This is a genomic window from Frigoribacterium sp. Leaf164, assembly GCF_001423665.1.
In the GTDB taxonomy this organism is placed as follows: Bacteria; Actinomycetota; Actinomycetes; order Actinomycetales; family Microbacteriaceae; genus Frigoribacterium; species Frigoribacterium endophyticum.
This window is the reverse complement of record NZ_LMOX01000001.1, coordinates 1,118,707-1,145,102: the sequence shown is the minus strand read 5'-3', so window position 1 is coordinate 1,145,102 and position 26,396 is coordinate 1,118,707. Positions and strand designations below refer to the sequence as shown.

The 26,396-nt window shown below is 72.7% G+C and carries 25 protein-coding genes and 1 pseudogene; 5 read left to right on the top strand and 21 right to left on the bottom strand.

All coding sequences use genetic code 11. From position 1 onward, the window contains the following. Positions 1-332 precede the first annotated feature (332 nt). The 3 genes from ASF82_RS15500 to ASF82_RS05150 form a co-directional block, all read right to left on the bottom strand. Positions 333-608 carry a hypothetical protein gene (locus tag ASF82_RS15500; RefSeq protein WP_056054254.1) on the bottom strand — a complete coding sequence of 92 codons (276 nt, stop codon included), beginning with the start codon at positions 606-608 and terminating at the stop codon, positions 333-335. A 266-nt stretch (positions 609-874) separates the two neighbouring features. After that, positions 875-2,260 (bottom strand): glycine--tRNA ligase, encoded by a 1,386-nt coding sequence (locus ASF82_RS05155; protein WP_056054249.1) that lies wholly within the window; start codon positions 2,258-2,260, stop codon positions 875-877. A 151-nt stretch (positions 2,261-2,411) separates the two neighbouring features. Then, positions 2,412-3,500, bottom strand: coding sequence for an aminotransferase class V-fold PLP-dependent enzyme (locus ASF82_RS05150; protein WP_056054246.1), 1,089 nt, complete (start codon positions 3,498-3,500; stop codon positions 2,412-2,414). 81 nt (positions 3,501-3,581) lie between these two features. On the opposite strand from ASF82_RS05150, the gene ASF82_RS05145 reads away from it, so the two are divergent. Both ASF82_RS05145 and ASF82_RS05140 read left to right on the top strand, forming a co-directional pair. Beyond that, positions 3,582-4,571 carry a LysR family transcriptional regulator gene (locus tag ASF82_RS05145; protein WP_082514330.1) on the top strand — a complete coding sequence of 330 codons (990 nt, stop codon included), beginning with the start codon at positions 3,582-3,584 and terminating at the stop codon, positions 4,569-4,571. A 59-nt stretch (positions 4,572-4,630) separates the two neighbouring features. Next, positions 4,631-5,302 (top strand): hypothetical protein, encoded by a 672-nt coding sequence (locus ASF82_RS05140; RefSeq protein WP_056054243.1) that lies wholly within the window; start codon positions 4,631-4,633, stop codon positions 5,300-5,302. Between the two features lie 3 nt (positions 5,303-5,305). On the opposite strand, the gene ASF82_RS05135 is transcribed toward ASF82_RS05140, so the two are convergent. Beyond that, positions 5,306-6,106, bottom strand: a complete 801-nt coding sequence (locus ASF82_RS05135; RefSeq protein WP_056054240.1) for an isoprenyl transferase — start codon at positions 6,104-6,106, stop codon at positions 5,306-5,308. A 143-nt stretch (positions 6,107-6,249) separates the two neighbouring features. Continuing rightward, a pseudogene (gene recO / locus ASF82_RS05130) lies at positions 6,250-6,969 on the bottom strand (DNA repair protein RecO); the annotation flags it as partial. A gap of 34 nt (positions 6,970-7,003) precedes the next feature. Here recO and ASF82_RS05125 point away from each other — a divergent pair. Next, a complete protein-coding gene (locus ASF82_RS05125; RefSeq protein WP_056054235.1) occupies positions 7,004-7,666 on the top strand; it encodes a trimeric intracellular cation channel family protein in 663 nt (220 codons plus the stop codon). A 285-nt stretch (positions 7,667-7,951) separates the two neighbouring features. On the opposite strand, the gene leuA is transcribed toward ASF82_RS05125, so the two are convergent. The 11 genes from leuA to hrcA form a co-directional block, all read right to left on the bottom strand. Then, positions 7,952-9,712 (bottom strand): 2-isopropylmalate synthase, encoded by a 1,761-nt coding sequence (leuA, locus tag ASF82_RS05120; protein WP_056054232.1) that lies wholly within the window; start codon positions 9,710-9,712, stop codon positions 7,952-7,954. Positions 9,713-9,904: 192 nt separating this feature from the next. After that, positions 9,905-10,591, bottom strand: coding sequence for a response regulator transcription factor (locus tag ASF82_RS05115; RefSeq protein WP_056054229.1), 687 nt, complete (start codon positions 10,589-10,591; stop codon positions 9,905-9,907). Continuing rightward, entirely contained in the window at positions 10,588-11,862 is a 1,275-nt protein-coding gene (locus ASF82_RS05110; RefSeq protein ID WP_056054226.1) for a sensor histidine kinase, read from the bottom strand. Before ASF82_RS05110 ends, ASF82_RS05115 begins: the two co-directional genes overlap by 4 nt. Positions 11,863-11,962: 100 nt before the next feature. After that, the gene (gene era, locus ASF82_RS05105) at positions 11,963-12,901 is read right to left on the bottom strand and encodes a GTPase Era (RefSeq protein WP_056054223.1); all 939 of its coding nucleotides are present in this window, start codon (positions 12,899-12,901) and stop codon (positions 11,963-11,965) included. Then, positions 12,898-14,202, bottom strand: coding sequence for a hemolysin family protein (locus ASF82_RS05100; RefSeq protein ID WP_056054220.1), 1,305 nt, complete (start codon positions 14,200-14,202; stop codon positions 12,898-12,900). The genes era and ASF82_RS05100 overlap by 4 nt, the downstream gene beginning before the upstream one ends. A gap of 7 nt (positions 14,203-14,209) precedes the next feature. Beyond that, positions 14,210-14,671, bottom strand: coding sequence for an rRNA maturation RNase YbeY (ybeY, locus tag ASF82_RS05095; protein WP_056054216.1), 462 nt, complete (start codon positions 14,669-14,671; stop codon positions 14,210-14,212). Beyond that, positions 14,668-15,756 (bottom strand): PhoH family protein, encoded by a 1,089-nt coding sequence (locus ASF82_RS05090; protein ID WP_056054213.1) that lies wholly within the window; start codon positions 15,754-15,756, stop codon positions 14,668-14,670. Before ASF82_RS05090 ends, ybeY begins: the two co-directional genes overlap by 4 nt. Further along, positions 15,746-16,168: a histidine triad nucleotide-binding protein gene (locus ASF82_RS05085; RefSeq protein ID WP_056055846.1), complete on the bottom strand. Its 423-nt coding sequence runs from the start codon at positions 16,166-16,168 to the stop codon at positions 15,746-15,748. The genes ASF82_RS05090 and ASF82_RS05085 overlap by 11 nt, the downstream gene beginning before the upstream one ends. Positions 16,169-16,224: 56 nt before the next feature. Further along, positions 16,225-16,968 carry a 16S rRNA (uracil(1498)-N(3))-methyltransferase gene (locus ASF82_RS05080; RefSeq protein WP_056054210.1) on the bottom strand — a complete coding sequence of 248 codons (744 nt, stop codon included), beginning with the start codon at positions 16,966-16,968 and terminating at the stop codon, positions 16,225-16,227. Positions 16,969-16,970: 2 nt separating this feature from the next. Then, positions 16,971-18,083, bottom strand: coding sequence for a molecular chaperone DnaJ (gene dnaJ / locus ASF82_RS05075; protein ID WP_056054207.1), 1,113 nt, complete (start codon positions 18,081-18,083; stop codon positions 16,971-16,973). Between the two features lie 139 nt (positions 18,084-18,222). Next, positions 18,223-19,245: a heat-inducible transcriptional repressor HrcA gene (gene hrcA, locus ASF82_RS05070; RefSeq protein ID WP_056054204.1), complete on the bottom strand. Its 1,023-nt coding sequence runs from the start codon at positions 19,243-19,245 to the stop codon at positions 18,223-18,225. A gap of 248 nt (positions 19,246-19,493) precedes the next feature. On the opposite strand from hrcA, the gene ASF82_RS15195 reads away from it, so the two are divergent. Next, entirely contained in the window at positions 19,494-20,033 is a 540-nt protein-coding gene (locus tag ASF82_RS15195; RefSeq protein ID WP_082514328.1) for a DUF4870 domain-containing protein, read from the top strand. Between the two features lie 66 nt (positions 20,034-20,099). On the opposite strand, the gene hemW is transcribed toward ASF82_RS15195, so the two are convergent. From hemW to ASF82_RS05040, 5 genes are all read right to left on the bottom strand, one after another. Further along, positions 20,100-21,326, bottom strand: coding sequence for a radical SAM family heme chaperone HemW (gene hemW / locus ASF82_RS05060; protein WP_056054200.1), 1,227 nt, complete (start codon positions 21,324-21,326; stop codon positions 20,100-20,102). A 2-nt stretch (positions 21,327-21,328) separates the two neighbouring features. Further along, positions 21,329-22,120: a DUF1990 family protein gene (locus ASF82_RS05055; RefSeq protein ID WP_082514327.1), complete on the bottom strand. Its 792-nt coding sequence runs from the start codon at positions 22,118-22,120 to the stop codon at positions 21,329-21,331. 4 nt (positions 22,121-22,124) lie between these two features. Beyond that, a complete protein-coding gene (gene lepA / locus ASF82_RS05050; RefSeq protein WP_056054197.1) occupies positions 22,125-23,975 on the bottom strand; it encodes a translation elongation factor 4 in 1,851 nt (616 codons plus the stop codon). 108 nt (positions 23,976-24,083) lie between these two features. Then, entirely contained in the window at positions 24,084-24,398 is a 315-nt protein-coding gene (locus ASF82_RS05045; protein WP_156369920.1) for a hypothetical protein, read from the bottom strand. A gap of 142 nt (positions 24,399-24,540) precedes the next feature. After that, positions 24,541-25,728, bottom strand: coding sequence for a pyridoxal phosphate-dependent aminotransferase (locus tag ASF82_RS05040; protein ID WP_056054195.1), 1,188 nt, complete (start codon positions 25,726-25,728; stop codon positions 24,541-24,543). A 236-nt stretch (positions 25,729-25,964) separates the two neighbouring features. Between ASF82_RS05040 and rpsT the strand changes: the two genes are divergently transcribed. Continuing rightward, positions 25,965-26,225 carry a 30S ribosomal protein S20 gene (gene rpsT, locus ASF82_RS05035; RefSeq protein ID WP_056054191.1) on the top strand — a complete coding sequence of 87 codons (261 nt, stop codon included), beginning with the start codon at positions 25,965-25,967 and terminating at the stop codon, positions 26,223-26,225. The last annotated feature ends 171 nt before the right edge of the window (positions 26,226-26,396 follow it).

Sequence of the window (26,396 nt, the reverse complement as noted above, 5' to 3'; positions counted from 1 at the left end):
GGCGTGACGCGCCTCGACGCCCCCGCCGACGACACCCGGCAGGAGTTGCCGACGGCGCCGACGCCGGTCGCACAGCCGGTGACGGCACCGCCTCAGCCCGCGTCGCTCCGGGGCCGGTCGGCAACTCCTGCGCGCTGTCGTGGGCGGAGCCGCCGAGCGCGCCGTGACGACACCCGGCAGGAGTTGCCGACCGCGGCCGAGCCGACGCGGGCAGCCCCCTCCGCCACGCCCGGAGGCCCCCACCGCCCAGGGACCGGTCGGCGACTCCTGCCCGCTGTCGCGGCCCGAGCCGCGGAGCGCGCGCCGGAGACACCGGGCAGGAGTTCCCGACCTCAGCACCAGGGGACACCGGCGGCGAGCGGTGGGGAGACGCCCAGGGTGGGAGGCGGGGGGTCGCTGGCCAGCACCACCAGGCGGAGGCACGGATCAGCGCCCAGCACCACCAGGCGGACGCGGGCGTCAGCGCCCAGCACCACCAGGCGGAGGCGGGGGTCGCTGCCCAGCACCACCAGGCGGAGGCGGGGGCGCGGCGGAGGACCTGCCGCCTCCAGCCCGGCGTCGACGGTCCGGTGCCGGTTGCGCGACGCGGCGGTCGGCTCGTCCTGCACGCTGCACGTGGGAAGGGGCTGGGCCGCGCGGCGTGACAGCGAGCAGGAGTTGCCGACCACGCGCGGAGGACGCGCTGCGGGCCGGGCACGAGGGCGGCGCCATGCACGGACTCCGGTGCCGTCGCGAGCGACGACACCGCGCGTGCAGGCCGCAGGCTCGGACTCAGGGGCGCGTCCCAGGCCAGGACGCGGCACAGGCGCAGACCTGGACGGAGAGAGGGCCCCGACAGCACGCGCTGTCGGGGCCCTCTCGGCGTGCCGGAGGCCTAGGCGCCGAGCAGCTGCTCCGCCAGGTAGCCGCGGAGGGCCGAGAGCGGCATGCGCTCCTGGGCCATCGTGTCGCGCTCGCGCACCGTGACCGCATCGTCGTCGAGGGAGTCGAAGTCGACCGTGACGCAGAACGGCGTGCCGATCTCGTCCTGGCGACGGTAGCGACGCCCGATGGCGCCGGCGTCGTCGAAGTCGATGTTCCAGTACTTGCGGAGGTCGGCAGCCAGGCCCCGGGCGAGCGGCGACAGCTGCTCGTTGCGGCTCAGCGGCAGCACGGCCACCTTGATCGGCGCCAGGCGGCGGTCGAGCTTAAGGACGGTGCGCTTGTCGACGCCGCCCTTCGCGTTCGGCGCTTCGTCCTCCGTGTAGGCGTCGACGAGGAAGGCCATCAGCGAGCGGGTGAGGCCCGCCGCGGGCTCGATGACGTAGGGCGTCCAGCGCTCGTTCTTCGCCTGGTCGAAGTACGACAAGTCCTTGCCGGAGGCGGCGGCGTGCGTCTTGAGGTCGTAGTCGGTGCGGTTCGCGACGCCCTCGAGCTCGCCGAACTCACCGCCCGCGAAGCGGAACCGGTACTCGATGTCGACGGTGCGCTTCGAGTAGTGCGACAGCTTCTCGGCCGCGTGCTCGTAGAGGCGGAGGTTGTCGGGGTCGATGCCGAGGTCGACGTACCACTGGAAGCGCTGGTCGATCCAGTACTGGTGCCACTCTTCGTCGGTGCCGGGCTCGACGAAGAACTCCATCTCCATCTGCTCGAACTCGCGGGTGCGGAAGATGAAGTTGCCGGGCGTGATCTCGTTGCGGAAGCTCTTGCCGATCTGGCCGATGCCGAACGGGGGCTTGATGCGCGACGACTGCAGGATGTTGTCGAAGTTGGTGAAGATGCCCTGGGCCGTCTCGGGGCGCAGGTACGCCATGCCCTGCTCGTTGTCGACCGGGCCGAGGAAGGTCTTCAGCAGGCCGGAGAAGTTCTGCGGCTCCGTCCACGAGCCGGGCTGGCCGGTCTCGGGGTCGCGCACGTCGGCGAGGCCGTTCTCCGGCGGGTGGCCGTGCTTGGCCTCGTACGCCTCGAGCAGGTGGTCGGCGCGGTAGCGCTTGTGGGTGTGCAGCGACTCGACCAGCGGGTCGCTGAAGACCTCGACGTGGCCGGAGGCCTCCCACACCTGACGGGGCAGGATGACCGCCGAGTCGAGCCCGACCACGTCGTCGCGGCCCTGCACCATGGTCTGCCACCACTGGCGCTTGATGTTCTCCTTCAGGGCCACGCCGAGGGGGCCGTAGTCCCACGCCGACCGCGATCCGCCGTAGATCTCTCCCGACTGGAAGACGAACCCTCGGCGCTTGGCCAGGGCGATGACGGAATCGAGACGGTTGGGTGCTGCCACGTGTGATGCTCCAGAGAGTCAGGCCGAGCTGGGTGCCCGGTGGGTCGAGGTACCCGGCAACTCTAGCCGCCGAGGTCGCCACGCCAGGGCCGGGGCCCGGGCCGGCGCCACGTCCGGGGCCCCGGCCGGCGTCAGGGCCGGAGGCCCGGCATCACGTCCGGAGGGCCCGCACGACGGCCTCGACGTCGTCGCCGTCGTTCCAGAGGTGGAAGGCGACGCGCGCCCGCCCCGCACGGCCCGAGACGGTCAGGCCCGCCGCGGTCATCGCCGCGACGTCGCGGGCCTCCGCGTCGGGCCAGGTGACGATCGCCTGCCCCTGCTCGGCGATGCCGAGGCGTCGGCACAGCTCGTCGCCGAGCCCGCTGGCGTGGGTCCAGGCCTCCGCGACGTCGAGCCGGGAGAAGGCGTCGAGGGCGGGCAGGGCGCCGGCCCACGCCTGCCAGGCCGGCGACACGTCGAACGCCCGGGCGTCGCTCGCGAGGTGCATCTCGGGCCCGTAGCAGGACGACCACACGGACTCCCCCGCGTACCACCCGGCCTGGACGGGCCGGAGCTCGGCGAGGGCCCGCGCCGAGAACGTCGCGAGGGCCGCGCCGCGCGGGCTGCAGAGCCATTTGTAGGCGTGGCAGACCGTCACGTCGACGGTCGCGGCGTCGACCGGCAGCACGCCGGCGGCCTGGGTCAGGTCGCAGACGGTGAGGCTGCCGTGCCGGGCCGCCGCCGCCACCACCGCGGCGTGGTCGGCGACCTCCCCCGTGGCCGACTGCACGGCCGACCAGGCCACCACGGCGGTGCGCTCCCCCACGCTCTCCGCGAGCTCGGCCAGCGGCACGCTCCTCACCGTGACGCCCCGGTGCGCCTGCGCCACGAACGGGAACACCATCGAGCTGAAGTCGCCGTCGACGCAGAGCACATCGGCGCCGTCGGGGACGGCCGCGGCGACCACCGACACCATCACCGACGTCTGGGAGCCGATCGCGACGGCCGACGTCGGGACGCCGACCGACCGGGCCCACGCGGCCCGCGACTCCTCGACGATCGCCCCGTAGTCGACGGGCGACCGGCGGCCCGTCCACCAGGCCTCCTGGTCACGCTGCTGCGCCTCCAGCGTCGCGGCCAGCGGCAGCCCCATGGTGCAGGCCGCGAGGTAGCCGGTGCCGCGGGCGAACTGCCCCGCGAGGTCCGCGACGGAGAGCGGGGCGCCGGTCGGGGCCGGGAGGGTGCGGGCGGGTGCGGTCATGCCTCCAGCGTGACGACCCGCCTCCGTCACGACAACCGCCAGCTCTGCTCGTGATCCATAACCCGGGGTTATGGTCGAGCCATGAGCGACGACGTCGACCTGCAGACCCTCCGGGTCGTGAGGGCCCTGGCCGAGACGGGCACCATCACCGCGGCGGCCGCCCGCCTGGGCTACAGCCAGCCCGCCGTCAGCCAGCACCTGCGACGCGCGGAGGCGCGGGTCGGCCACCCGCTCGTCCTGCGGTCGGGCCGCGGGGTCGCCCTCACCGAGGCCGGCCGACGTCTCGCCGAGCACGCCGTGCACGTGCAGGCCGCGCTCGACGCCGCGCGGCAGGAGCTCGACCACCTGGGCGGGGCGACGTCCGGCCGGGTCCGCCTGGCGGGCTTCCCCAGCGCCTCCTCGACCCTCGTGCCCGAGGTCCTCTCCGCCCTGCACCGGAGCCGCCCCGGGCTGCGGGTGGACTTCGTCGAAGCCGAGCCGCCGGAGGCGCTGGCCCTGGTCAGGGACGGCCTCGCCGACGTGGCCCTGGTCTTCGGGCACGCCGGGGCGGGCGTGCCCTCGCCGGCCCCGCTGCCGGACTCCCTGCGGGAGCACCCCGCGTTCGTCGACGAGACCGTGCTCGTGGTGCCGCGCGCGCACGGGTTCCAGCCCGGCGACGACTTCGCCTCGCTCGCGGCGGAGCGCTGGATCGGCGGGTGCCCGCGCTGTCGGGGTCACCTGCTCGCGTCGTGCGCGTCGGCGGGCTTCGAGCCCGAGATCGTGCTCGAGACCGACAACGCCCTCGCGGTGCTCGGGCTCGTCGCGTCGGGGCTCGGCGTCGCCCTCCTGCCGGGGCTCTCGTTGCAGGCCGCGGCGGTGCCGAACGGCGTGCGGGTCGTGCCGCTGCCCCGCGGGATGGCCCGCGTCATCTCCGTGGTCCACCGACGCGGGGCCCGACGGGTGCCGAGCGTGCGGCTGCTGGCCGAGGCCCTGCACGCGGTCGATCCCCCGGTGCACGGGCTCCGGGGCGTCGTGGGGCCCGAGGCCGCTCCGGCCCCCGCCTCCCGCGTCGGCGTCGGGGGCCCCGGCTAGGCTGGCGATCCGCCCGCCGTGCCGCCCGCCCGGCCTCCCGCCCGAGAGGTGCCTGCCCCGTGTCGAGAAGAACCCTCGCCTCCGCCGCCCTGCTCTCCGCGGCCCTCCTGGGGCTGACCGGGTGCTACGCCGACCTCGACACCCTGCGCCCCGCCGACGGCTCGTCCGGGTCGTCGGGGTCCGACCCCGGGCAGGGCTCCTCCGGCGTCCCGCAGCCCCAGGTGACCGGGGCGCCCGGCACCGGCGGCGGCTCGGCCGCCGACGACCTCGTGCCCGGCGGCGCGCTGCTGAACCAGGTCAACTACAAGGACCTCACGATCTACGTCTACGGCGTCGGTGAGCTCACGACCACCGAACCGTCGATCTTCGCGCGGCCGGACGGCACCGACCCCTACCCGGCCGGCACGACGGTCGAGGCGACCGTCTACGTGCTGTCGAACGCCTCGCAGCGCCGGCTCGACCTCACCGACCTCTCGGCCGACTACTCGTCGTACGGCAACGACCTCGCCCAGCAGGACACCTTCGCCGGGCAGGACCTCATCACGAGCCAGGGCTGGTCGACCGAGCTGGCGACGCAGTTCCCCGCCGACGCGACGTCGTGGTACCTGCTGCCCGGCGAACAGGTCGTGTTCGGCAACGCCTGGTTCCACCGTCAGGCCGACGGGCCGTTGACGCTTCAGTTCCTCTGGCCCGCCGAGCGCATCTTCCTCGGGGCCAACGTCCAGTTCTGAGGCTCAGGCGCCCTGGCCGGGAGCGTCGACGGCCCCGCCGAACCGGCGCGCCCGACGGGCGTAGGTGGTGACGGCTCCCCAGAGGTCCTCGCGGGTGAAGTCGGGCCAGAGCGTGTCGAGGAAGACCATCTCGGCGTAGGCCGACTGCCAGAGCAGGAAGTTGCTCGTCCGCTGCTCGCCCGAGCTGCGGACGAAGAGGTCGACGTCGGGCAGGTCGGCCGTGTAGAGGTGCTTCTGGATCAGCTTCTCGCTGACCCCCGACGGCTTGATGCGCCCGGCCGCGACCCCCTCGACGATCTCGCGGACGGCGTCGGCGATCTCGGTGCGGCCGCCGTAGTTGACGCACATCGTGAGGGTCAGCACGTCGTTGTCGCGCGTGAGCTGCTCGGCGAACTGCAGCTCCTTGATGACGGAGCCCCACAGCCGCGGCTTCCGGCCCGCCCAGCGCACCCGGACGCCCCAGGCGTTGAGCTGGTCGCGTCGACGGTGCAGCACCTCGCGGTTGAAGCCCATGAGGAAGCGCACCTCGTCGGGCGAGCGCTTCCAGTTCTCGGTCGAGAAGGCGTAGACGCTGAGGTGCTTGACGCCCAGCTGGATCGCGCCCGCGACGACGTCGAGCAGGCTCGCCTCGCCGGCCTTGTGGCCCTCCACCCTAGTCAGGCCGCGACCGTTGGCCCAGCGGCCGTTGCCGTCCATCACGATGGCGACGTGCTCGGGCACGGCCGCTGCGGGCAGCTCGGGCGGGTAGAGGCCTGTCCAGTCGAGGGGGCGGAAGTCGACGGCGTCACGGTGGGTCTTCTTCACGGGGTCCCTCCGGGGGCGTGCAGGGTCGGGGTGGTCGGATCGACCGCGGGCACGGGCACGGGCACGACGGTGGCCGCGAGTGCTGCCGCCTCGGCCGCGGCCGTCGCGCGGACGCCGGGCGAGAGCTGCGGTCGCCCCGGCTCGCGATCGAGGTGCTGCATCGACCGGAGGCCTCGCTCGAGGTGCCACTGCGTGTAGGCCGCGACGACGCCGCTGGCCTGGTTGCGCGTCGCCTCGCTCGCTGCCTCCGCGGTGGCCCAGTCGCCGGTGAGCAGCGCGGCGAGGAGGCCGAGCGCCTCGCGCGACAGGCGAGGAGCCCCGGGAGGCGCGTGCGAGTCCGCGACGACCCCGCCCAGCTGGACGACGAACGCCGAGTGCGGCCCGGGTGCACCCGTGACGGCGCAGTCCCCGAAGCTCGGTGACCACCCGGCGACGCTGAGGGCCCGGAGGAGGTACGAGTCGAGCGTCAGCTGCGGCGCGTGCTCGTGCCGTGAGAGCGACCGCAGCGCCCCCACCAGCAGGAGGTACTGCTGGAGGCCGGCCTCCGCCTCCGTCAGCTTGTCGGCCGTCTCGACCATGACGCTGCCGGCGGTGTAGCTGGCGTAGTCGCTCGCGATGAGGGCGCCGTACGAGCCGAGGGACTCCGCCTGCTGGACGATGTCGAGCGAGCGGCCCTCGTAGAGCTGCAGGTCGGCGACCATCATCGGCTCGAGCCGGGCCCCGAACTTCGACGCGGTGCGACGGACGCCCTTGGCGACGGCTCGGATCTTGCCGTGCTGGCGGCTGAGCATGGTGACGATGCGGTCGGCCTCACCCAGCTTGTGGGTGCGCAGCACGACGCATTCATCACGGTAGACGGGCACCGACCCATGATCCCACGCGTGGTACAAACGTCGGATGCACGCCACGGCCTTCGCCATCCCCCTCTGGGCTGATCTCCTGGCCGTCGGCGTGGGGAGCCTCCAGGGCGCGATGTTCGCCTCCGAGTTCAAGGACCGCCGCCTCGACCTGCTGGGCGTCGCCATCATCGGCATCGCGACCGGGCTCGGCGGCGGCATCCTCCGCGACGTCCTGCTCGGGCAGGTGCCGCGCATGATGGCGAGCAACTGGTACCTGCTGGTCGCGGTCGCCGCCGCGCTCGTCGGCATGGCGCTGCAGCGCCTCTTCCACCGGCTCGCCAGCGTCATCACGGCCCTCGACGCCCTGACGATCGGGCTCTTCGGCGCGATCGGCTCGACGAAGGCGCTGTCGCTCGGGCTGCCGGAGATCCCGGCGATCTTCGTGGGGGTGATCTCCGCCGTGGGCGGTTCGGTGCTGCGCGACGTGCTCATGAACCTCACGATCGCGATGATGCACGTGGGGTCGCTCTACGCCGTCGCGGCCGCGGGCGGCACCGTGGTGCTCGTCAGCCTCGTCTCCCTCGGCGTGCCCGCGGCGGCCGCCGCCGTGATCGGCACGTCGGTGACGCTGGTGATCCGGCTGCTGGCCGTGCGCTTCGGCTGGACGCTGCCCGAGCAGCGCTCGCTCAGCCGCCTGCCCCGCTGGCGCCGGCCCCGCTGAGCCGTCCCGCGCCTCCTCGCGGTCGCGGGCCGCTGCCCCCGCTCGCGCCGGGCCCCCGCTCGCCGGGCCCCGGGACGGCCCGGTCGGCAACTCCTGCCCCGTGGCGCGCCAGCGGCTCCGGCGTCGCTCGAGACGACGGTGTGCAGGAGTTGCCGACCGCGGGATGCGCGTGACGAGCCGACGAGGCCGGCCAGAGGCCGAGGCTGCGGCTGCGGCTGCAGCTACGGCCACGACAGAGGCCACGGCCTCGAGCCCCGGCCACGGCCACGACTACGGCCACGAGGGCTAGACGGCGGCGAGCTCGCGCGTCTCCGACGTCTGGCGGATGGCCCGGTTGACGGCCGAGACGATCGCCTTGAGCGACGCGGTGGAGCTGTCGGCGTCGATCCCGACGCCCCAGAGGCGCGTGCCGTCGACGTCGAGGTCGACGTACGCCGCGGCCTGCGCGTCACCGCTCGCGCTGAGCGTGTGCTCGACGAAGTCGTACAGCTTCACCGAGACGCCCTGCTCGCTGAGCACGGAGAGGAACGCCGCGATCGGACCGGTGCCGCGACCCGTCGTCAGCTGACGCTCGTCGCCGACGCGCAGCTCGACGTCGAGGCTGGTCTCGCCGCTCATGTCGCTCGACGTGCCCGTGCGGGTCAGCTCGAAGCGGCCCCACTTCTCGTCGGCGTCGTCGGCGGGCAGGTACTCGTCCTGGAAGATCGACCAGATGTGCGCGCTCGTCATCTCGCCGCCCTCGGCGTCGGTGCGCGACTGCACGACGCCGCTGAACTCGATCTGCAGCTTGCGGGGCAGGTCGATCGCGTGGTCGGCCTTGAGCAGGTAGGCCACGCCGCCCTTGCCGGACTGCGAGTTGACGCGGATGACGGCCTCGTAGCTGCGGCCGAGGTCCTTCGGGTCGACCGGCAGGTAGGGCACGGCCCACTCGAGCTGGTCGACGTCGACGCCCCGCTCGGCGGCGGTCGCGGCCATCGCCTCGAAGCCCTTCTTGATGGCGTCCTGGTGCGAGCCGGAGAAGGCCGTGTAGACCAGGTCACCCGCCCAGGGGCTGCGCTCGTGGACGGGCAGCTGGTTGCAGTGCTCCGCGGTGCGCTTGACCATGTCGAGGTCGCTGAAGTCGATCTGCGGGTCGATGCCCTGCGTGAACAGGTTGATGCCCAGGGCGACGAGGTCGACGTTGCCCGTCCGCTCGCCGTTGCCGAAGAGGCAGCCCTCGATGCGGTCGGCGCCGGCCAGGTAGCCCAGCTCGGCGGCGGCGATGCCGGTGCCGCGGTCGTTGTGGGGGTGCAGCGACAGGATGACGCTGTCGCGACGCGCCAGGTTGCGGTGCATCCACTCGATCGAGTCGGCGTACACGTTCGGCGTCGCCATCTCGACGGTGGCCGGCAGGTTGATGATCACGGGGCGGTCAGGAGTCGCGTCGAAGGCCTCGATCACCTGGTTGCAGATGTCGCGCGCGAACTCCAGCTCGGTGCCGGTGTAGCTCTCGGGCGAGTACTCGTAGAACACGGTGGTCTCGGGGATCGTCGCCTCGTGCTCGCGGCAGAGCCGGACTCCCTCCAGGGCGATGTCGACGATGCCCTGGCGGTCGGTGCGGAAGACGACGTCACGCTGGAGGACGCTCGTGCTGTTGTACAGGTGGACGATCGCCTGCTTCGCCCCCGCGATCGACTCGTATGTGCGTGCGATGAGGTGCTCCCGCGCCTGCGTCAGCACCTGGATCGTCACATCGTCGGGGATGGCGCCCTCGTCGATGAGGCTGCGCACGAAGTCGAAGTCGGTCTGCGAGGCGCTCGGGAAGCCGACCTCGATCTCCTTGTAGCCCATGCCGACCAGCAGGTCGAACATGATGCGCTTGCGCTCGGGGCTCATCGGGTCGATCAGCGCCTGGTTGCCGTCGCGGAGGTCGACGGCGCACCAGCGCGGGGCCTGCTCGATCCGCTTGGCGGGCCACGTCCTGTCGGGCAGGTCGACGACGATCTGCTCGTGGAACGGGCGGTACTTGTGGATCGGCATGGCCGAGGGCTGCTGTGCGTTCTTCATGGTCTCAGGTCTCTCTCGCCCCGCGAGGGGCTGTCTTCGCGTGTGGGTCGGCCGACGGCGAACTCCGCGACGAGGGAGGCCAGGGTCAGGACTCGTCGCGGCGGCGAAGGAGGAGGAGCACACAGGTGAGCACGTGCCGAGGCTAGCACCGACCCCGACGGCCCGCAGGACCGTGACGACGCAGGCGCCCGGCTACTCCGCCAGCCCGTGCTCGTAGGCGTAGACGACGAGCTGCACCCGGTCGCGCAGCGACAGCTTCGACAGCACGCGGCTGATGTGCGTCTTGACTGTGGCCTCGCTGAGGTACTCCCGCCCGGCGATCTCGGAGTTGCTGAGCCCGCGGGCGGCGAGGTCGAAGATGTCGCGCTCGCGCGTGGTGAGCGTGCCGAACGCGGCGGGCACCGCGGCGGCCCGCGCCGACCGCCCGTCGAAGTGCTCGAAGAGCTCGCGGGTGGCGGAGGCGGCGATGACGGCGTTGCCGGCGTGCACGGTCCGGATGGCCGCGAGCAGGAACTCGGGGTCGGCGTCCTTGAGGACGAACCCGCTGGCCCCGCCCCGGATGGCCCGGGTCGCGGCCTCGTCGAGGTCGAAGGTCGTGAGCACGATGACGCGCGGAGGCTTGCGGGAGGCGGCCTGCGCCTGGGCTAGGACTGCCGTCGTCGCGGCGATGCCGTCCATGACGGGCATGCGGATGTCCATCAGCACCACGTCGGGGCGGGTCGCCGCGACCATGGCGACGCCCTCCTCCCCGTTGCTGGCCTCGCCGACGAACTCGAGGTCGGGCTGCGAGCTGACGAGCATCTTGATGCCGGCCCGGAAGAGGGCCTGGTCGTCGACGAGCGCGACTCGGACGGCGGTGGCGGGCGTGGTGGGGCTCATCGGCGGATTCCTACTTCTTGGGTGAGGGCGAGGGTGGGCACGACGGCGTGCACGACGAAGCGGCCGTCGGCGTCCTGCGTGGTCAGCGAGCCCCCGGCGAGGGTCGCGCGCTCGCGCATCCCGTCGAGGCCGTGCCCGCCGCCGCGTCGGTCGTCTCCGCCGGGGCGGGTGTCGACGGGCTGGGTGGCGGGCCGGACGACGTTCGTGACGACCAGGTGGAGGGCCTCGTACCGCCAGTCGAAGAGGAGGTCGACGGGCGCGCCCGCGGCGCCGTGGCGCAGCACGTTCGTCAGCGACTCCTGCACGATCCGGAAGACCGCGAGCTGCCGGTTGGTGCCCAGCACCTGCGCCTCGCCCTGCACCCGGTGCTCGATGACCAGGCCGGAGGCGCGCATCTGCTCCAGCAGCCGGTCGAGGTCGCCGAGGGCCGGCTGGGGCGCCTCCCCCTGGCTGTGGCGGAGCTGCCCGAGCAGCACGCGGACGTCGCCCAGCGCCTCCCGGGCCGTGGTCGCGATGGTGACGAGGGCGTCGTCGACGGACCCGGCGTCGACCCTGGCCGCGTAGCGGGCGCCGTCGGCCTGGGCGATGACGACGGCCAGGGAGTGCGCGACGACGTCGTGCATGTCGCGGGCGATGCGGTTGCGCTCCTGCTCGACCGCCACGTCGCGCTCGGCCCGGGCGGCCTCCCGCTCGATGCGGGCGACCTCGCCCTCCGCCCGCGCCGTCTCGCGCTCGGCGATGAGCTGCGCCTCACGGCTGAGCCGCTCGGACGACCGTGCCCGCGCCAGGAGGCCGCCCGCCCACGGCAGGCCGAGGAGGGCGAGGAAACCGAGGAAGGTGATGCCCAGCTGGAGCAGGATCCGCACGACGTCCTGCAGGCCGTACACCGTGTAGTCGATGCCGAAGAGCGTGGTCTGCACGCTCGTGACGTAGAAGGTGCCCACGGCGGCCCCGACGACCGTGGAGACGAGCCCCGCCCACTTCGTCGCCTCGGTGCCGTAGGCGGCGACCGTGTAGAGCACCGCGCAGATCGCCAGGTTGCTCACGCCGGGGCTGGTCTGCGAGAGCATCTCGCCGATCGCCACCACCCAGGCGAGCGCGAGCGACGGGCCCGGGGCGAGCCGGCGGACGGCGAGCGTCGCCGTCATGCCCGCGATCACCAGCCCGGCCGCCGTGCCTCCCGCGCTGAGCCCCAGCGCCACGACCCCGAGGACGACCGCGGCCGACACGTCGACGACCACCTGGTAGGGGGCGAGTCGTCGGAAGATCACCGCACCACCGTACGGCCCACGACCCGGCCCCACGACACCGACGGCGTCCCGGACGACGAGAGGACGACGGGGATCATCCTGTGGAGGGACACCGCCCTGGTCAGAAGCCGAGGCGGCCGAGCAGCTTCGGGTCGCGCTGCCAGTCCTTCGCGACCTTGACCCGGATCGACAGGAAGACCTGCTTGCCGACGAGCGGCTCGATCTGTGCACGGGCACGGGCGCCGACCTCGCGGAGGCGAGCGCCGCCTCCCCCGATGACGATGCCCTTCTGGCTGTCGCGCTCGACGAAGAGGTTCGCGTAGATCTCGAGCAGGTCGCGGTCGTCGCGCTCGATCATGTCGTCGATCGTGACGGCCAGCGAGTGGGGCAGCTCGTCCTCCACGCCCTCGAGCGCGGCCTCGCGGATGAACTCGGCGATCCTGTCCTGCACGACCTCCTCCGTGACGGCGTCGGCCGGGTAGAGCGGCTGCGAGACCGGCATCAGCTTGATCAGCTCGGTGGTGAGCACGTCGAGCTGCACGCCCTCGACGGCGGAGAGCGGGATGATCGCCTCCCAGTCGCGCAGCTTGCTCACGGCGAGCAGCTGCTCCGCCAAGGCGGGCCGCGAGATCGTGTCGGTCTTCGTCACGATGGCGACCTTCTTCGCCCGGGGGAAGGCGTCGAGCTGCTCGTTGATGAACTTGTCGCCGGGGCCGATCTTCTCGTCGGCCGGCACGCAGAAACCGATGACGTCGACGTCGCCGAGCGTCGTCTGGACGACGCTGTTGAGGCGTTCGCCGAGGAGGGTGCGCGGGCGGTGCATGCCCGGGGTGTCGACGACGACGAGCTGACCGACCTCGCGGTGGACGATGCCGCGGATGGCGCGGCGCGTCGTCTGCGGCTTCGACGAGGTGATCGCCACCTTCTCGCCGACGAGGGCGTTCGTCAGCGTCGACTTGCCGACGTTCGGGCGGCCGACGAACGAGACGAAGCCCGCGCGGTAGGTGGACCCCGCCGGAGGCGCGGCGGAGGTGCGGTCGGCGTCGTCGGTGTTCGTCATGGTGCTTCTCTCGTCGTGGCGGGTGCGGGGTCGGCCTCGGCGGCCGTCAGGTCGGGACTGCGCTCGACGAGCACGGTCTGGAGGTCGTGCCGGCGGCCCTCGGTCCGGTCGGCGGTCAGCACGAGACCGGACACGGTCACGACCGAGCCCTTCTCGGGCAGCCGGCCGAGGGCCTTGGTGAGGAGGCCGCCGACGGAGTCGACGTCGTCGTCGTCGAGCTCGAGGCCGAACAGGTCGCCGAGCTCGTCGACGGGCATGCGCGCGCTGACGCGGAAGACCCCGGGGCTGACCTCGCGGTGGGCGGCGACAGTACGGTCGTACTCGTCGCTGATGTCTCCGACGAGCTCCTCGATGAGGTCCTCCAGGGTGACGAGCCCGGCGATGCCGCCGTACTCGTCGACGACCATCGCGAGGTGGTTCTTGTCGACCTGCATCTGGCGGAGGGTGTCGTCGGCCTTCTTCGACTCGGGGACGAAGAGGGCGGGGCGGGCGAGCGCCACGACCGGCGCCGAGTCGTCGCCGACGTGCTCGTGCAGGCGCCGGGCGAGGTCGCGCAGGTAGACAACCCCGACGACGTCGTCGCTGTCGCGGCCGACGACCGGCACGCGCGACACGCCCCGGCCGAGGAAGAGGCTCATGGCCGAGCCGACGGTCGCCGTCGCCTCGACGGTCACCATGTCGGTGCGGGGCACCATGACCTCGCGGACGACGGTGTCGCTGAACTCGAAGATCGAGTGGATGAGCTCCCGGTCGTCCTCCTCGAGGACGTCGAGCTCGGTGGCCTCGTCGACCATGCTGAGCAGTTGTTCCTCCGACGAGAAGGACGCGGTGCGCGGCCGCCCCGGGGTGACCCGGTTGCCGACGGCGACAAGGGCGTCGGCCAGGGGGCCGAGCACGAGCCGCAGGGCCCGGACGAGTCCGGCCGTGACGACCACGAGCCCGCGGGCGTGGGCACGGCCGACGCTGCGGGGGCTCGAGCCCACCAGCACGAACGACACGACGGTCATGATCAGCGCCGACAGCAGCAGGGCCAGCCACCACTGGTCGACGGCCGTCGCGAACGAGAGCGTGACGAGCACGGCCGCCGACGTCTCGGCGACGATGCGCATGAAGTTGACGGCGTTGACGTGGGCGCCGACGTCGTCGGCGACGGCGAGCAGCGCCGCCCGGCTGCGCGGGGAGGCCTCGGCCTCCTCGTGCAGGTCGCCCCGGCTGAGGACGCCCAGGGCCGAGTCGACGGCCGCGAGCAGCCCTCCGAGGACGACGAGCACGACGGCCACGATGACGAACACGGTGACCATCACGGCGTCACCGTCTCTCGTCGGCGGCCGCGAAGGCGGCCAGGATCTCGCGCTGCAGCCCGAACATCTCGCGCTCCTCCTCCGGCTCGGCGTGGTCGAAGCCGAGCAGGTGCAGGACGCCGTGGCAGGTGAGCAGCAGCATCTCGTCGAGGGGCGAGTGGCCCGCCGTCGCCGCCTGCGAGACCGCGACCTGCGGGCAGACCACGATGTCGCCGAGCAGACCGGCCGGGGTGGGGTCGTCTTCCGTGCCGGGGCGCAGCTCGTCCATGGGGAAGCTGAGCACGTCGGTCGGGCCCGGCTCGTCCATCCACTGGACGTGCAGCTGCTCCATGGCGGCCTCGTCGACGAGCACGATCGCCAGCTCGGCCTCGGGGTGCACGTGCATCTGGTCGAGGGCGAAGGTCGCGAGCCGCTGCAGCGCGGCCTCGTCGACCTCGATGCTCGACTCGTTGTTGACCTCGATGCTCATCGGCTGCCTCCCGTCGACCGCGACGCCCCGTCGGCGGACGAGGGCCGCGCGGCCGCCGCCTGCTCTTCTCGGTGGGCGCGCTGCGCCTGCCGCTCGGCGTCGTACGTCGTGTACGCGTCGACGATCCGGCCGACGAGGGTGTGCCGGACGACGTCGTCGCTCGTCAGGCGGGCGAAGTGGATGTCGTCGATGCCGTCGAGCACGCGGGTCACGAGCTGGAGCCCGCTCGCGCCGGTCGGCAGGTCGATCTGGGTGACGTCGCCCGTCACGACCATGCGCGAGCCGAAGCCGAGCCGGGTGAGGAACATCTTCATCTGCTCGGGCGTCGTGTTCTGCGCCTCGTCGAGCACGACGAAGGCGTCGTTCAGCGTCCGGCCGCGCATGTAGGCGAGCGGGGCGACCTCGACGGTACCGGCCGCGAGCAGCTTGGGCACGATCTCCGGGTCCATCATCTCGTTGAGCGCGTCGTACAGGGGGCGGAGGTAGGGGTCGATCTTGTCGGTGAGGGTGCCGGGCAGGAAGCCCAGGCGCTCCCCCGCCTCGACGGCGGGGCGCGTGAGGATGATGCGCTGCACCTCGCGCCGCTGCAGGGCCTGGACCGCCTTCGCCATGGCGAGGTAGGTCTTGCCGGTGCCGGCCGGGCCGATGCCGAACGTGATGGTGTGCTGGTCGATCGCCTCGACGTAGCGGGCCTGGCCGAGCGTCTTCGCCCGGACGGACTTGCCGCGGCTCGAGACGATCGGCTGGCCGAAGACGTCCGCGGGCGCGGCCTGCCCGGAGTCGAGCAGCTTCGCGCTGGTCTCGACCTCGGCCGGGACGAGGTCGTGGCCGTTGCGCACCAGAGAGACGAGCTCGTCGACGAGGCCCCGGGCCCGGGCGACCGACGCCGCCGGCCCCTCGAGTCCGACCTCGTTGCCCCGCACGAGCACGCGGACGTCGGGGTACTGCTTCTCGACGGTCTTGAGGAGCCGGTCGTGGGGACCGAGCAGCTGGACCATCGCGACGCCGTCGACGGTGATGTCGACCCGGGTCGCGCCCTCGGCGCGGGCGTCGGAGCCGGTGGACGGAGTGTCGCTAGTGGGCAAGGGTGCCTTCCTGGAGGAGTCCCCCGAGCACGTGGGCGTGCACGTGGAACACGGTCTGGCCGGCCGAGGGGCCGGTGTTGAAGACGAGCCGGAACTCGCCGCGGCCGACCGAGAGGTCGGTGCCGTCGTCGGAGCGGAAGACGGCCGGGTCGGCCGACAGGGCCGAGGCCGTCGCCACGATCTCGGCGAGCAGCGCGGGGTCGCCCGCGGCCAGCTCGGCGACGTCGTGCCACCGCTCGGTCTTGGGGACGACGAGCAGGTGGACGGGAGCCTTGGGCTCGACGTCGCGGAACGCGATGACCCGCTCGTTCTCGAAGACGATGTCGGCCGGGATCTCGCGCGCGACGATGCGGCTGAAGACGGACGGCTGGTCGGAGCCGCCGGGGGCCTGGCTGGTCTGGTCGTCGGACATGCCGCTCATCGTACCGGCGGCCGGTGACACCGGCCCGACGTCGACGACGGGGCCGCCTACCAGCGACCGAGCCGCACGCTGAGGACGGCCAGGGCCGCCGGGCCCGCCGTCGAGGTCCGCAGCACGCTGTCGCCGAGCCTCGCGAGCGTGGCGCCCGCGTCGACGAAGAGGGCGAGCTCGGCGGGCGAGACGCCGCCCTCGGGGCCGACCACCACCGTGACGACCGAGCCCGCGCCTCCCTCGGGCGGGAGGTCGACCGCGGAGAGCGCGAGGTCGGCCGTCGGCTCCAGCACGAGCACGGGGCCGAGCGCCGTGCGGGCCGCGAGCTGCTTCGTCGTCGCGAGGTCGAGGACCTCGGGCGCCCAGGGCCGGATCGCCTGCTTGGTCGCCTCACGGGTGATCGCGCGCCAGCGGCTCGTGCCCTTCGCGACCTTGGCGCCCTCCCAGCGCGACACCGACCGCGACGCCGACCAGGGGACGACCTCGTCGACGCCGAGCTCCGTCGCGGCCTGGACGGCCAGCTCGTCGCGGTCGCCCTTGGCGAGGGCCTGGGCCAGCGCGATCCGGACCCCGGGCCGAGGATGCGCGGTGACGGTCGCCGCCACCAGCGACAGCCGGTCGCCGGTCGCCTCGGTCACCTCGCCCCGCACGACCGTGCCGCGGCCGTCGCCGAGCGTGAGCTGCTCGCCGACCCGCACCCGGCTGACGGTGACGGCGTGCCGTGCCTCGGCGCCGGTGACCGTGACGGTCGAGCCCGCCACCGCCTCCGTCAGGTCGTCGACCAGGTAGAAGTGCGCCACGATCAGAAGTTGAGGAACCGGTCGCGCAGCTTGCCGAACAGGCCCTGCTGGAACTGCGACAGCTCCGGCGCCTGCTCGCGACGGCCGGCGGCGAACTTCTCGATCAGCTCGCGCTCCTTGTGGCTCAGCTTGGTCGGCGTCACCACCTGCACGCCGATCTTGAGGTCGCCGCGGCCCGTGCCGCGGAGCTTCGTGACCCCGCGGTCGCGGACGGTCAGCACGTCGCCGCTCTGGGTGCCCGGCTTGAGCTCGATCTCCACCGCGCCGTCGAGGCCGTCGAGGGTCGTCTCGGTGCCGAGGATCGCGTCGGACATCTGCACCTCGAGCGTCGCCAGCAGGTCGTCGCCGTTGCGGCTGTAGGTCTCGTGGTGGCGGACCTTGACCTCGAGGTACAGGTCGCCGTTCGGGCCGCCGGCCTGGCCGACCTCGCCCTGCCCGGGCAGCTGGAGGCGGAGGCCGGTGTCGACGCCCGCGGGGATGTCGATGGGGATCGTGCGGCGGGCGCGGACGCGGCCCTGGCCCTGGCAGGTCGGGCACGGGTTCGGGATGACGGTGCCGTAGCCGCGGCAGGTGCCGCAGGGGCTGGAGGTCATGACGTTGCCGAGCAGCGAGCGGACCTGACGCTGGATCTGGCCCGAGCCGTGGCAGATGTCGCAGGTCTGGGGCGAGGTGCCGGGCGCGCAGCAGGACCCGGAGCAGGTCTCGCAGAGCACCGCCGTGTCGACCTCGATGTCGCGCTGCGTGCCGAAGACGATCTCTTCCAGGTCGACCTCGAGGCGGAGCAGGGCGTCCTGGCCGCGCTCGCGACGCGACCTCGGCCCCTGGCGCTGACCCCCGCCTCCCCCGCCTCCGAAGAAGGCGTCGAAGATGTCGCCGAAGCCCGCGGCGCCGCCGCCACCGCCGAAGCCGGTCTGGGGGCCGAGGTCGTAGCGCTCCCGCTGCTGGGGGTCGCTGAGGACGTCGTAGGCGTGCGTGACGTCCTTGAACCGCTCGGACGCCTCCGGGCTGGGGTTCACGTCGGGGTGCAGCTCGCGCGCGAGCCTGCGGTACGCCTTCTTGATCTCCTCCGGGGTCGCCGAGCGGTCGACTCCGAGCACGTCGTAATGATCTGCCACTGGTTCTCGTCTGCCTCTGGTGTGCGTCTGCGCTCCGCGGGGGCCGCGGGGCGGATGTCTGGGTGGGATGTCTGCTGGTCGTGTGTCGTGTCTGGGGGTGGAGTCGGTGGTCGGGGCCGCAGGCCGGCGCCGGCCCTCGTCAGCGCTCGGAGAGCAGGGACGAGAGGTAGCGGGCGACCGCCCGGACCGCCGCCATGTTGGTGGAGTAGTCCATGCGCATCGGGCCGAGCACGCCCAGGCGGGCGATCTCGCTGCCCGACGACGAGTAGCCGCTCGCGAGGACGGACGCCTGCGAGAGCCCGAACGACTCGTTCTCGCGGCCGATGCTGGCGGCGACGTCGACGGCGTCGAGCTGCATCTCGCCGAAGAGCCGGAGCAGCGCCACCTGCTCCTCGATGGCCTCGAGGACGGGGTAGAGGTTGCCGCTGAAGTCGTCGCCGATGCGGACGAGGTTCGCCGCGCCCGCCATGACCAGGCGGTCCTGGCGGCCGGTGGCGAGCTGCTCGACGAGGCTCGCCACGAGGAGCCCGACGGTGGCCGCGCGCTCGGGCGGGTGCTGCGCCGGCAGGTCGGCCAGCGCCGTCGCGGCGGCGCTCAGGGCAGCCCCGCCGACGAGGGCGTTGAGCGAGGAGCGCAGCTCGCCGAGGAAGGACTCGTCGACCGGCGCGGGGAGCTCCACGACCCGCTGCTCGACCTGGCCCGTGTCGGTGATGAGCACCGTCATGACCCGGCGCTCGGCGAGGCTGACGAGCTCGACGTGGCGGACGCGGGCCCGGGAGAAGGAGGGGTACTGGACGAGGGCGACCTGGTTCGTCAGCTGGCTGAGCAGGCGGACGGTGCGGCCGAGGACCTCGTCGAGGTCGGTGGAGTCGCCGAGGAAGGTCTCGATCGCCTGGCGCTGCGCGGCGCTGAGCGGTCGGAGGTCGGCGAGCTGGTCGACGAAGAGGCGGTACCCCTTGTCGGTGGGGACGCGGCCGCTCGAGGTGTGCGGGGCCGCGATGAGCTCCTCCTCCTCGAGGAGGGCCATGTCGTTGCGGATCGTCGCGGCGGAGACGCCGAACTGGTGCCGCTCGACGATGGACTTCGAGCCCACGGGCTCGCGGGAGGCGACGTAGTCGTGCACGATGACGCGCAGCACCTCGAGCCCTCGTTCCGAGACCACCGCACACCTCCTCATCGCACCACGGGCCCGCTGCGCCCCGAGGGCGTCGACACGGACCGGCTGGCACTCGCCGTACCAGACTGCCAATGCTACGCCACCGGCCTGGCGGCACCTACTCGCGCCGCGCCTCCCTGTCCTATGCTCGGCGTGACGGACACCGGACCGCGCGGTCCGGTCGACGCCCTCGGGCACCGGCCCCTCCGGGGCGGGAGGCCGTCACCTCCGACCACGACGAACCAGGTGAGCAGATGACCGACACCCCGCCCGCAGAGCCGCACGACCCCTACGCGAAGCAGCCCGGCCAGGGCGGCCCGGCCGGCCAGCCCGGCCCGCCGCCGTACGGCCAGCAGGCACCCGGCCAGCAGGCGCCGCAGGGCGGCCCGCAGCCCTACGGCCAGCAGCAGCCCTGGGGGCAGCAGGCCCCGGGCGGCGGTGCCGGCTACCAGCAGGCCGGCCAGCCCCTCCGCCCCGAGGACGAGAAGCTCTGGTCGACGCTGATCCACGTCGGCGGGATCCTGTTCGGGTTCATCCCGGCGCTCGTCGGCTACCTCGTGCTGAAGGACCGCGGTCCGTTCATCCGGGAGCACACGCGTCAGGCGCTCAACTTCCAGATCACGATGACGATCGCGAGCGTGGTCGGTGCCCTGCTCTGGATCGTGCTCGTCGGCTACCTGATCTCGGCCGCCGTCGCCATCGTCATCCTCGTCTTCAGCATCCTCGCGGCCCTGGCCGCGAACAAGGGCGAGTACTACAAGTACCCGCTGACGATCGAGTTCATCAAGGCGTAGCCCGCCGAGGCGACGGCGTCGCCGCACCCACCGAGGCGCGTCTCCCCCGGGGAGGCGCGCCTCGCGTCACGCCGGGAGCAGCCGGCTGACGACGGCGTCGGCCATCAGGCGCCCGGTGCGCGTCAGCTCGACACGGCCTGCTAGGGCGGCGCGGCCGTCGATCCAGCCGTCCGCGATGAGCCCGGCGACCGCCGCCCGGCCCGTCGCGTCGAGGTCGCTCGTCGGCAGGCCGTCCCGGGTGCGGACGGCGAGCAGCACGCGCTCGACCCGGCGCGTCTCGTCGTCGAGGGTCTCCCGCCCCGCCCCGGGCGACTCCCCCGCGGTCATCCGCTGGGCGTAGGCGGCCGGGTGCTTGACGTTCCACCAGCGGACGCCGCCCACGTGGCTGTGCGCACCGGGCCCGACGCCCCACCAGTCCTGGCCCGTCCAGTACGACAGGTTGTGGCGCGACCGGTGCTCGACGCCCCTCGACCAGTTGCTCACCTCGTACCAGTCGTAGCCGGCCTCGGCCAGGCGGGCGTCGGCCAGCTCGTACATGTCGGCGGCCGTGTCGTCGTCGGGCTGCGCGACCTCGCCGCGACGGATCTGCCGGGCGAGCTTCGTGCCGTCCTCGACGATCAGGGCGTAGGCCGAGAGGTGGTCGGGCTCCTGCGCGAGCGCGACGTCGAGCGACCGCGTCCAGTCGTCGAGGGTCTCGCCCGGCGTGCCGTAGATGAGGTCGAGGCTGACGTCGAGGCCGGCCTCCCGCGCCCAGGCCACGACGAGCGGGATCCGCTCGGGGTCGTGGGTGCGCTCGAGCGTCGCCAGCACGCTCGGCACGGCCGACTGCATGCCGAAGCTGACCCGGGTGAAGCCGGCGGCCGCGAGGGCGCGCAGGTACTCCGCGTCGACGCTGTCCGGGTTGGCCTCCGTCGTGACCTCGGCCCCCGCCTCCAGCCCCCAGGTGTCGACCACGGCGCGCAGCATCGTCGCGAGGTCGGTGTGCGGCAGCATCGTCGGGGTGCCGCCGCCGAAGAACACGGTGGAGGCGCGGCGCGGCGGCAGGCCCGCCCGCTCGAGCACACGGCCGGCCTGGGCGACCTCGGCCACCGCCTGCGAGGCGTAGTCGTCTCGACGGGCCCCGCGCAGCTCGTCGCCCGTGTAGGTGTTGAAGTCGCAGTAGCCGCAGCGGACACGGCAGAACGGGACGTGGAGGTAGACGCCGAGGTCGCGGTCGGCGACGCCCTCGACCACGGAGGCGGGCAGGGCTCCGTCGGCGGGGGCCGGGTCGGCGACGGGGAGGGCTCCGGGCACCGTCAGTGGCCCGGACGCACGTCGCGGACCTCGTCGGGACCGTGACGGCGCGACTCCTCGTCGTCCGCCGCGGCCTCGGCGGCGGCCGCGAGGTCGACGTCGTCGACGCTCGGCACGGTCTCGCTCGCGTCGCCGGTCTCGTCGTTCTGGCTCAGGGCCTGGAGGTAGCGCTTCGTGTAGAGGGTCTGCGTGCGCTTCATGAACGGCGACACGAGGCGCCAGCGCCACGTGCTCGGGCGCGAGAAGGCACGGATCGTCAGCCACACCGAGCCGTCGTCGGTCTGGTCGACGATCCAGCTCTCTTCTCCGCTCTCGGGGTGGCCCTCGAGCGTGCCGTAGGCGAAGCCCTTGCGCTTCGGCTCGTCGACGACGTAGACGACCCGCACCGGCGCCTCCACCTGGCGGCCCCAGGCAGAGATGACGAGCGTCGCGGTCGTGCCGGCCGTGAGGAAGGGCGTGCCGTCGGGCGCGTAGCGCGACTCGTCGGGGCGCTCCTCGCTCCAGTGCGCCGGGTCGACCGGCTCGCCCGACTCGTCGAACGTCACCGGCACGTAGCCGGTGTCGTCGGCGGGCGGCACGTCGTCGACGCGCACCGTGATGCCGCTGCGCTCCTGGATCTTCCAGGTCAGGGCGGCGATGCAGGCCGCCTCGAAGCGCGCGTCGCCGTGGCCCACCCGGGTGCGGTACTCGACCGGGGTGAAGCCGACCGGCGGGTACTGCATCAGGTCGGCGGCCTGGGTGGCCCCGACCTCGCCGTAGGTGGTCCGGGTCTCGGTGTGGGTGGCTCGGCGCATGGGGCTACTTCTTGTCCTTCTTCTCCGTGTCGCCGGAGAGGGCGGCGATGAACGCCTCCTGGGGGACCTCCACGCGACCGATGGTCTTCATGCGCTTCTTGCCCTCCTTCTGCTTCTCGAGCAGCTTGCGCTTGCGGGTGATGTCGCCGCCGTAGCACTTGGCGAGGACGTCCTTGCGCATCGCGCGGATGCTCTCGCGCGCGATGATCCGCGCGCCGATCGCGGCCTGGATGGGCACCTCGAACTGCTGGCGCGGGATGAGCTCGCGGAGGCGCCCGGTCATCAGCACGCCGTAGGCGTACGCCTTGTCGCGGTGGACGATGGCGCTGAAGGCGTCGACCTGCTCGCCCTGCAGCAGGATGTCGACCTTGACCAGGTCGGCCTCCTGCTCGCCGGTGGGCTCGTAGTCGAGGCTCGCGTAGCCGGCCGTCTTCGACTTGAGGCTGTCGAAGAAGTCGAAGACGATCTCGCCGAGCGGCATCGCGTAGCGGATCTCGACGCGGTCCTCGCCGAGGTACTCCATGCCGAGCAGCGACCCGCGGCGCTGCTGGCACAGCTCCATGATCACGCCGACGTAGTCCTTCGGGGCGAGGATGGCGGCCTTCACCATCGGCTCGCGGACGCTGGCGATCTTGCCGCCGGGGAACTCGCTGGGGTTGGTCACGGTGACGGTCTTGCCGTCCTCCGCCGTGACCTCGTAGACCACGCTCGGCGCCGTCGTGATCAGGTCGAGGCCGAACTCGCGCTCGAGCCGCTCGGTGATGATCTCGAGGTGCAGCAGGCCGAGGAACCCGCAGCGGAAGCCGAAGCCGAGGGCCACCGACGTCTCGGGCTCGTAGACCAGCGCCGCGTCGGAGAGCTTCAGCTTGTCGAGCGCCTCACGGAGGTCGGGGTAGTCGCTGCCGTCGATCGGGTACAGGCCCGAGAACACCATCGGGAGCGGCTCGGTGTAGCCCGGCAGCGCCTCGGTGGCCGGCTTCGCGTGGGTCGTGACGGTGTCGCCGACCTTCGACTGCCGGACGTCCTTCACGCCGGTGATGAGGTACCCGACCTCGCCGACGCTGAGCCCCGCGCTCGGCACCGGCTCCGGCGACGAGACGCCGATCTCGAGGATCTCGTGCGTCGACTTCGTCGACATCATCTGCACCTTCTCGCGAGGGTGCAGCGTGCCGTCGATCATCCGGATGTAGGTGACGACGCCGCGGTAGCTGTCGTAGACCGAGTCGAAGATCATCGCTCGCGGCGGCGCGTCGGCGACGCCGACCGGCGACGGGATGCGGTCGACCACGCGGTCGAGGAGCTCCTCGACGCCCATGCCGGTCTTGCCGCTGACGCGGAGGACGTCGGCGGGGTCGCCGCCGATCAGGCTCGCGAGCTCGGCCGCGTACTTGTCGGGGTCGGCCGCGGGCAGGTCGATCTTGTTGAGCACCGGGATGATCTCGAGGTCGTTCTCGAGCGCCAGGTAGAGGTTCGCCAGCGTCTGGGCCTCGATGCCCTGCGCGGCGTCGACGAGGAGGATCGCGCCCTCGCAGGCGGCGAGCGATCGGGAGACCTCGTAGCTGAAGTCGACGTGCCCGGGGGTGTCGATCATGTTCAGCGCGTAGGTCGCCCCGTCGCGCTCCCACGGCATGCGGACGGCCTGGCTCTTGATCGTGATGCCGCGCTCGCGCTCGATGTCCATGCGGTCGAGGTACTGGGCGCGCATGGCGCGGCTCTCGACGACGCCGGTGATGCCGAGCATGCGGTCGGCCAGCGTCGACTTGCCGTGGTCGATGTGCGCGATGATGCAGAAGTTGCGGAGTTGCTCGGGCGCGGTCTGGGCCGGCTCGAGTGCTCGGAGTGCTTGGGGGCTCACACGGTCCTCTGGGGTGGCGGGCGGGGGTCCGAGCATTCTCCCACGCCGGCGACGCGGCGAGGGCCCGGCAGCGCCGACCCGCGCCCCCGGCGGGTCGGCCCGGGCCGCCTAGCCGAGGCCGCCGAGGAGGTGCGCGACGCCGAGCGGGACGCCCACGGCCAGGCCGAGGCCCAGCACGATCGCCGCGCCCGCGAGCATGACGGCGTTGGCGACGATGCCGATCGTCGAGAACGTGCGCGCCTCGGGCTCGCGACGGCGCGCGAGGACGCCGAGCACGAGGCCGACGATCGGCACGACGAGGGTGAAGCCCGCGGCGACGGAGACCAGGCCGAGCACGAGGCTCGTGATGCTGAGGGGCGCGGAGGCGGCGGCGGGGGCGGCGACGGAGGGGGACGGGGCGGGGGCGGTGGTGGTCGAGGTCATGCACCGAGCCTAGGAAAATCGACCCGCGACTCCTCGGGGGCTGACCCCCGGAAACGGCCGGGGGCCCGCCCTCGCCCGGGGTGCCTGAGACGCAGGACGGGGTGCCGAAGACACCGGACGGGTCAGCCGAGTGACGCGACGCTCAGTCGGACGACACGACGGAGGCGCGGCCGAGCGGGCGTCGCGGGTCGCCGGGAGCGGGCAGCGCGGCCAGGCCCCGCGTGATCACCTCGGGCGACGAGGCGAGGCAGACGCGGATCCAGCCCTCGCCGGAGCGGCCGAACGCGCTGCCCGGCGCGACGGCGACGCGGTGCTGGAACAAGAGGTCCTCCGCCCAGGCGGCGACGTCGCCCTGCGAGGCGTGGCCGACGTCGATCCAGAGGTAGAAGGCGCCCTGCGGGTCGAGGTAGCGGATGCCCCGCTCGTCGAGCAGGCCCTTCGCCAGCTCGAGGTTGCTGCGGTAGTGCTCGCGGGCCTCGGAGACCGGCGAGTGGTCGCCGAGCACGGCCGCGAGGGCCGCCAGCTGGTCGGGCTCGGCGACGCAGCTGATCGCGGCCTCCTGCACCGTGCGCATCGTGTCGGCGAGGCCGCGCGGCGTCACGAGGTAGCCGACCCGGACCCCGGTCATCGCGTACGTCTTGCTCGTCGAGAAGACGCTGAAGACGCGGTCGTCGGCGTCGAGGCTCGCGAGGCTGACGTGGGGCGTGCCGTAGGTGAAGTACTCGTAGACCTCGTCGCTGATCACCCAGAGGTCGTGGCGCGCCGCGAAGTCGAGGAGCGACTGGAGCACCTCCCGCTCGTAGACGACGCCGAGGGGGTTCGACGGCGAGTTGACGATGATCACCCGGGTGCGCGGCGTGACGAGCTTCTCGAGGTCGTCGACGTGCGGCACGAAGCCGCGCTGGGGCGACAGCGCGTAGGGCACGGGGACGGCGTCGAGCATCCGCGCGTTCATCGTGAAGGTCGTGTAGCCGGGGTCGGGCACGAGGACCTCGTCGCCCGCGGCCAGCAGCAGGCCCATCGTCTGGTGCAGGGCCTGCGTGGCGCCGACCGTCACCCAGACCTGCTCGACGTCGACGTGGACGTCGTTCTCGCGCGCGAGCTTCGCCACGAGGGCCTCGCGGAGCGCGGGGACGCCGCCGTTCGGCGTGTAGTTCGTGCGGTCGTCGGCCCAGGCGCGCCTCGCCGCGTCGGCGACGTGGTGCGGCACGGGCACGTCGGGCTCCCCCACGACGAGCATCGCGACGTCGTCCAGCTTCGCCGCGATCTCGAAGATCCGTCGGATGCCGGAGGTGGGGACGGACGCGACGTGCGGGGCGAGCGAAGGCATGCTGAACGGTACTACGGGCGACACGCCGCGCCTCCGGCCCCTCGGTCGTTGAGGATGACGGACGCGACTGGTAACGTTGCCTGTTGGCTTGCGCGTTACGTCTGAACTGACGGAACGCGATCCCAGCCGTGAGCCGCTCCGGTGGCAGCACCGGCGGCAGCCCGGGCAGGACGCACCGTCCTCCGGTCGGCTGGCGCATCACTCGTCCAGACACAGAAACCAAGGAAGTAGCGAACGTGGCAAACATCAAGTCGCAGATCAAGCGCATCGGCACCAACAAGAAGGCCCAGGACCGCAACAAGGCCGTCAAGAGCGAGCTCAAGACCGCGATCCGCGCCACGCGCGAGGCCATCGTCTCGGGCGACAAGGACAAGGCCACCAGCACCCTCGCCCTCGCGGCGAAGAAGCTCGACAAGGCCGCCAGCAAGGGCGTCATCCACAAGAACCAGGCCGCGAACCGCAAGTCGGCCATCGCCAAGCAGGTCAGCGCTCTCTGAGCCGACCCCCGGTGAGGCGTCGCTGACGCAGCATCCCCGACGACCTGGTCGTCGACGACGAAGGCCCCGTCTCCTCGGAGACGGGGCCTTCGTCGTGCCCGCGGCCGGCGGCCGCGGCTGCGGGCGGGCCCTGTCGGCAACTCCTGCGGGATGCCCGCCGGAGCGGCCCCC

What these genes read in the sequence shown, in the direction of transcription:
- ASF82_RS05150 (WP_056054246.1), bottom strand. Translation starts at nt 3,500, where the DNA reads ATGACCGCACCCGCCCGCACCCTCCCGGCCCCGACCGGCGCCCCGCTC.
- ASF82_RS05145 (WP_082514330.1), top strand. Translation starts at nt 3,582, where the DNA reads ATGAGCGACGACGTCGACCTGCAGACCCTCCGGGTCGTGAGGGCCCTG.
- ASF82_RS05125 (WP_056054235.1), top strand. Translation starts at nt 7,004, where the DNA reads ATGCACGCCACGGCCTTCGCCATCCCCCTCTGGGCTGATCTCCTGGCC.
- leuA (WP_056054232.1), bottom strand. Translation starts at nt 9,712, where the DNA reads ATGAAGAACGCACAGCAGCCCTCGGCCATGCCGATCCACAAGTACCGC.
- ASF82_RS05115 (WP_056054229.1), bottom strand. Translation starts at nt 10,591, where the DNA reads ATGAGCCCCACCACGCCCGCCACCGCCGTCCGAGTCGCGCTCGTCGAC.
- era (WP_056054223.1), bottom strand. Translation starts at nt 12,901, where the DNA reads ATGACGAACACCGACGACGCCGACCGCACCTCCGCCGCGCCTCCGGCG.
- ASF82_RS05100 (WP_056054220.1), bottom strand. Translation starts at nt 14,202, where the DNA reads ATGGTCACCGTGTTCGTCATCGTGGCCGTCGTGCTCGTCGTCCTCGGA.
- ybeY (WP_056054216.1), bottom strand. Translation starts at nt 14,671, where the DNA reads ATGAGCATCGAGGTCAACAACGAGTCGAGCATCGAGGTCGACGAGGCC.
- ASF82_RS05085 (WP_056055846.1), bottom strand. Translation starts at nt 16,168, where the DNA reads ATGTCCGACGACCAGACCAGCCAGGCCCCCGGCGGCTCCGACCAGCCG.
- ASF82_RS15195 (WP_082514328.1), top strand. Translation starts at nt 19,494, where the DNA reads ATGACCGACACCCCGCCCGCAGAGCCGCACGACCCCTACGCGAAGCAG.
- ASF82_RS05055 (WP_082514327.1), bottom strand. Translation starts at nt 22,120, where the DNA reads ATGCGCCGAGCCACCCACACCGAGACCCGGACCACCTACGGCGAGGTC.
- ASF82_RS05045 (WP_156369920.1), bottom strand. Translation starts at nt 24,398, where the DNA reads ATGACCTCGACCACCACCGCCCCCGCCCCGTCCCCCTCCGTCGCCGCC.
- ASF82_RS05040 (WP_056054195.1), bottom strand. Translation starts at nt 25,728, where the DNA reads ATGCCTTCGCTCGCCCCGCACGTCGCGTCCGTCCCCACCTCCGGCATC.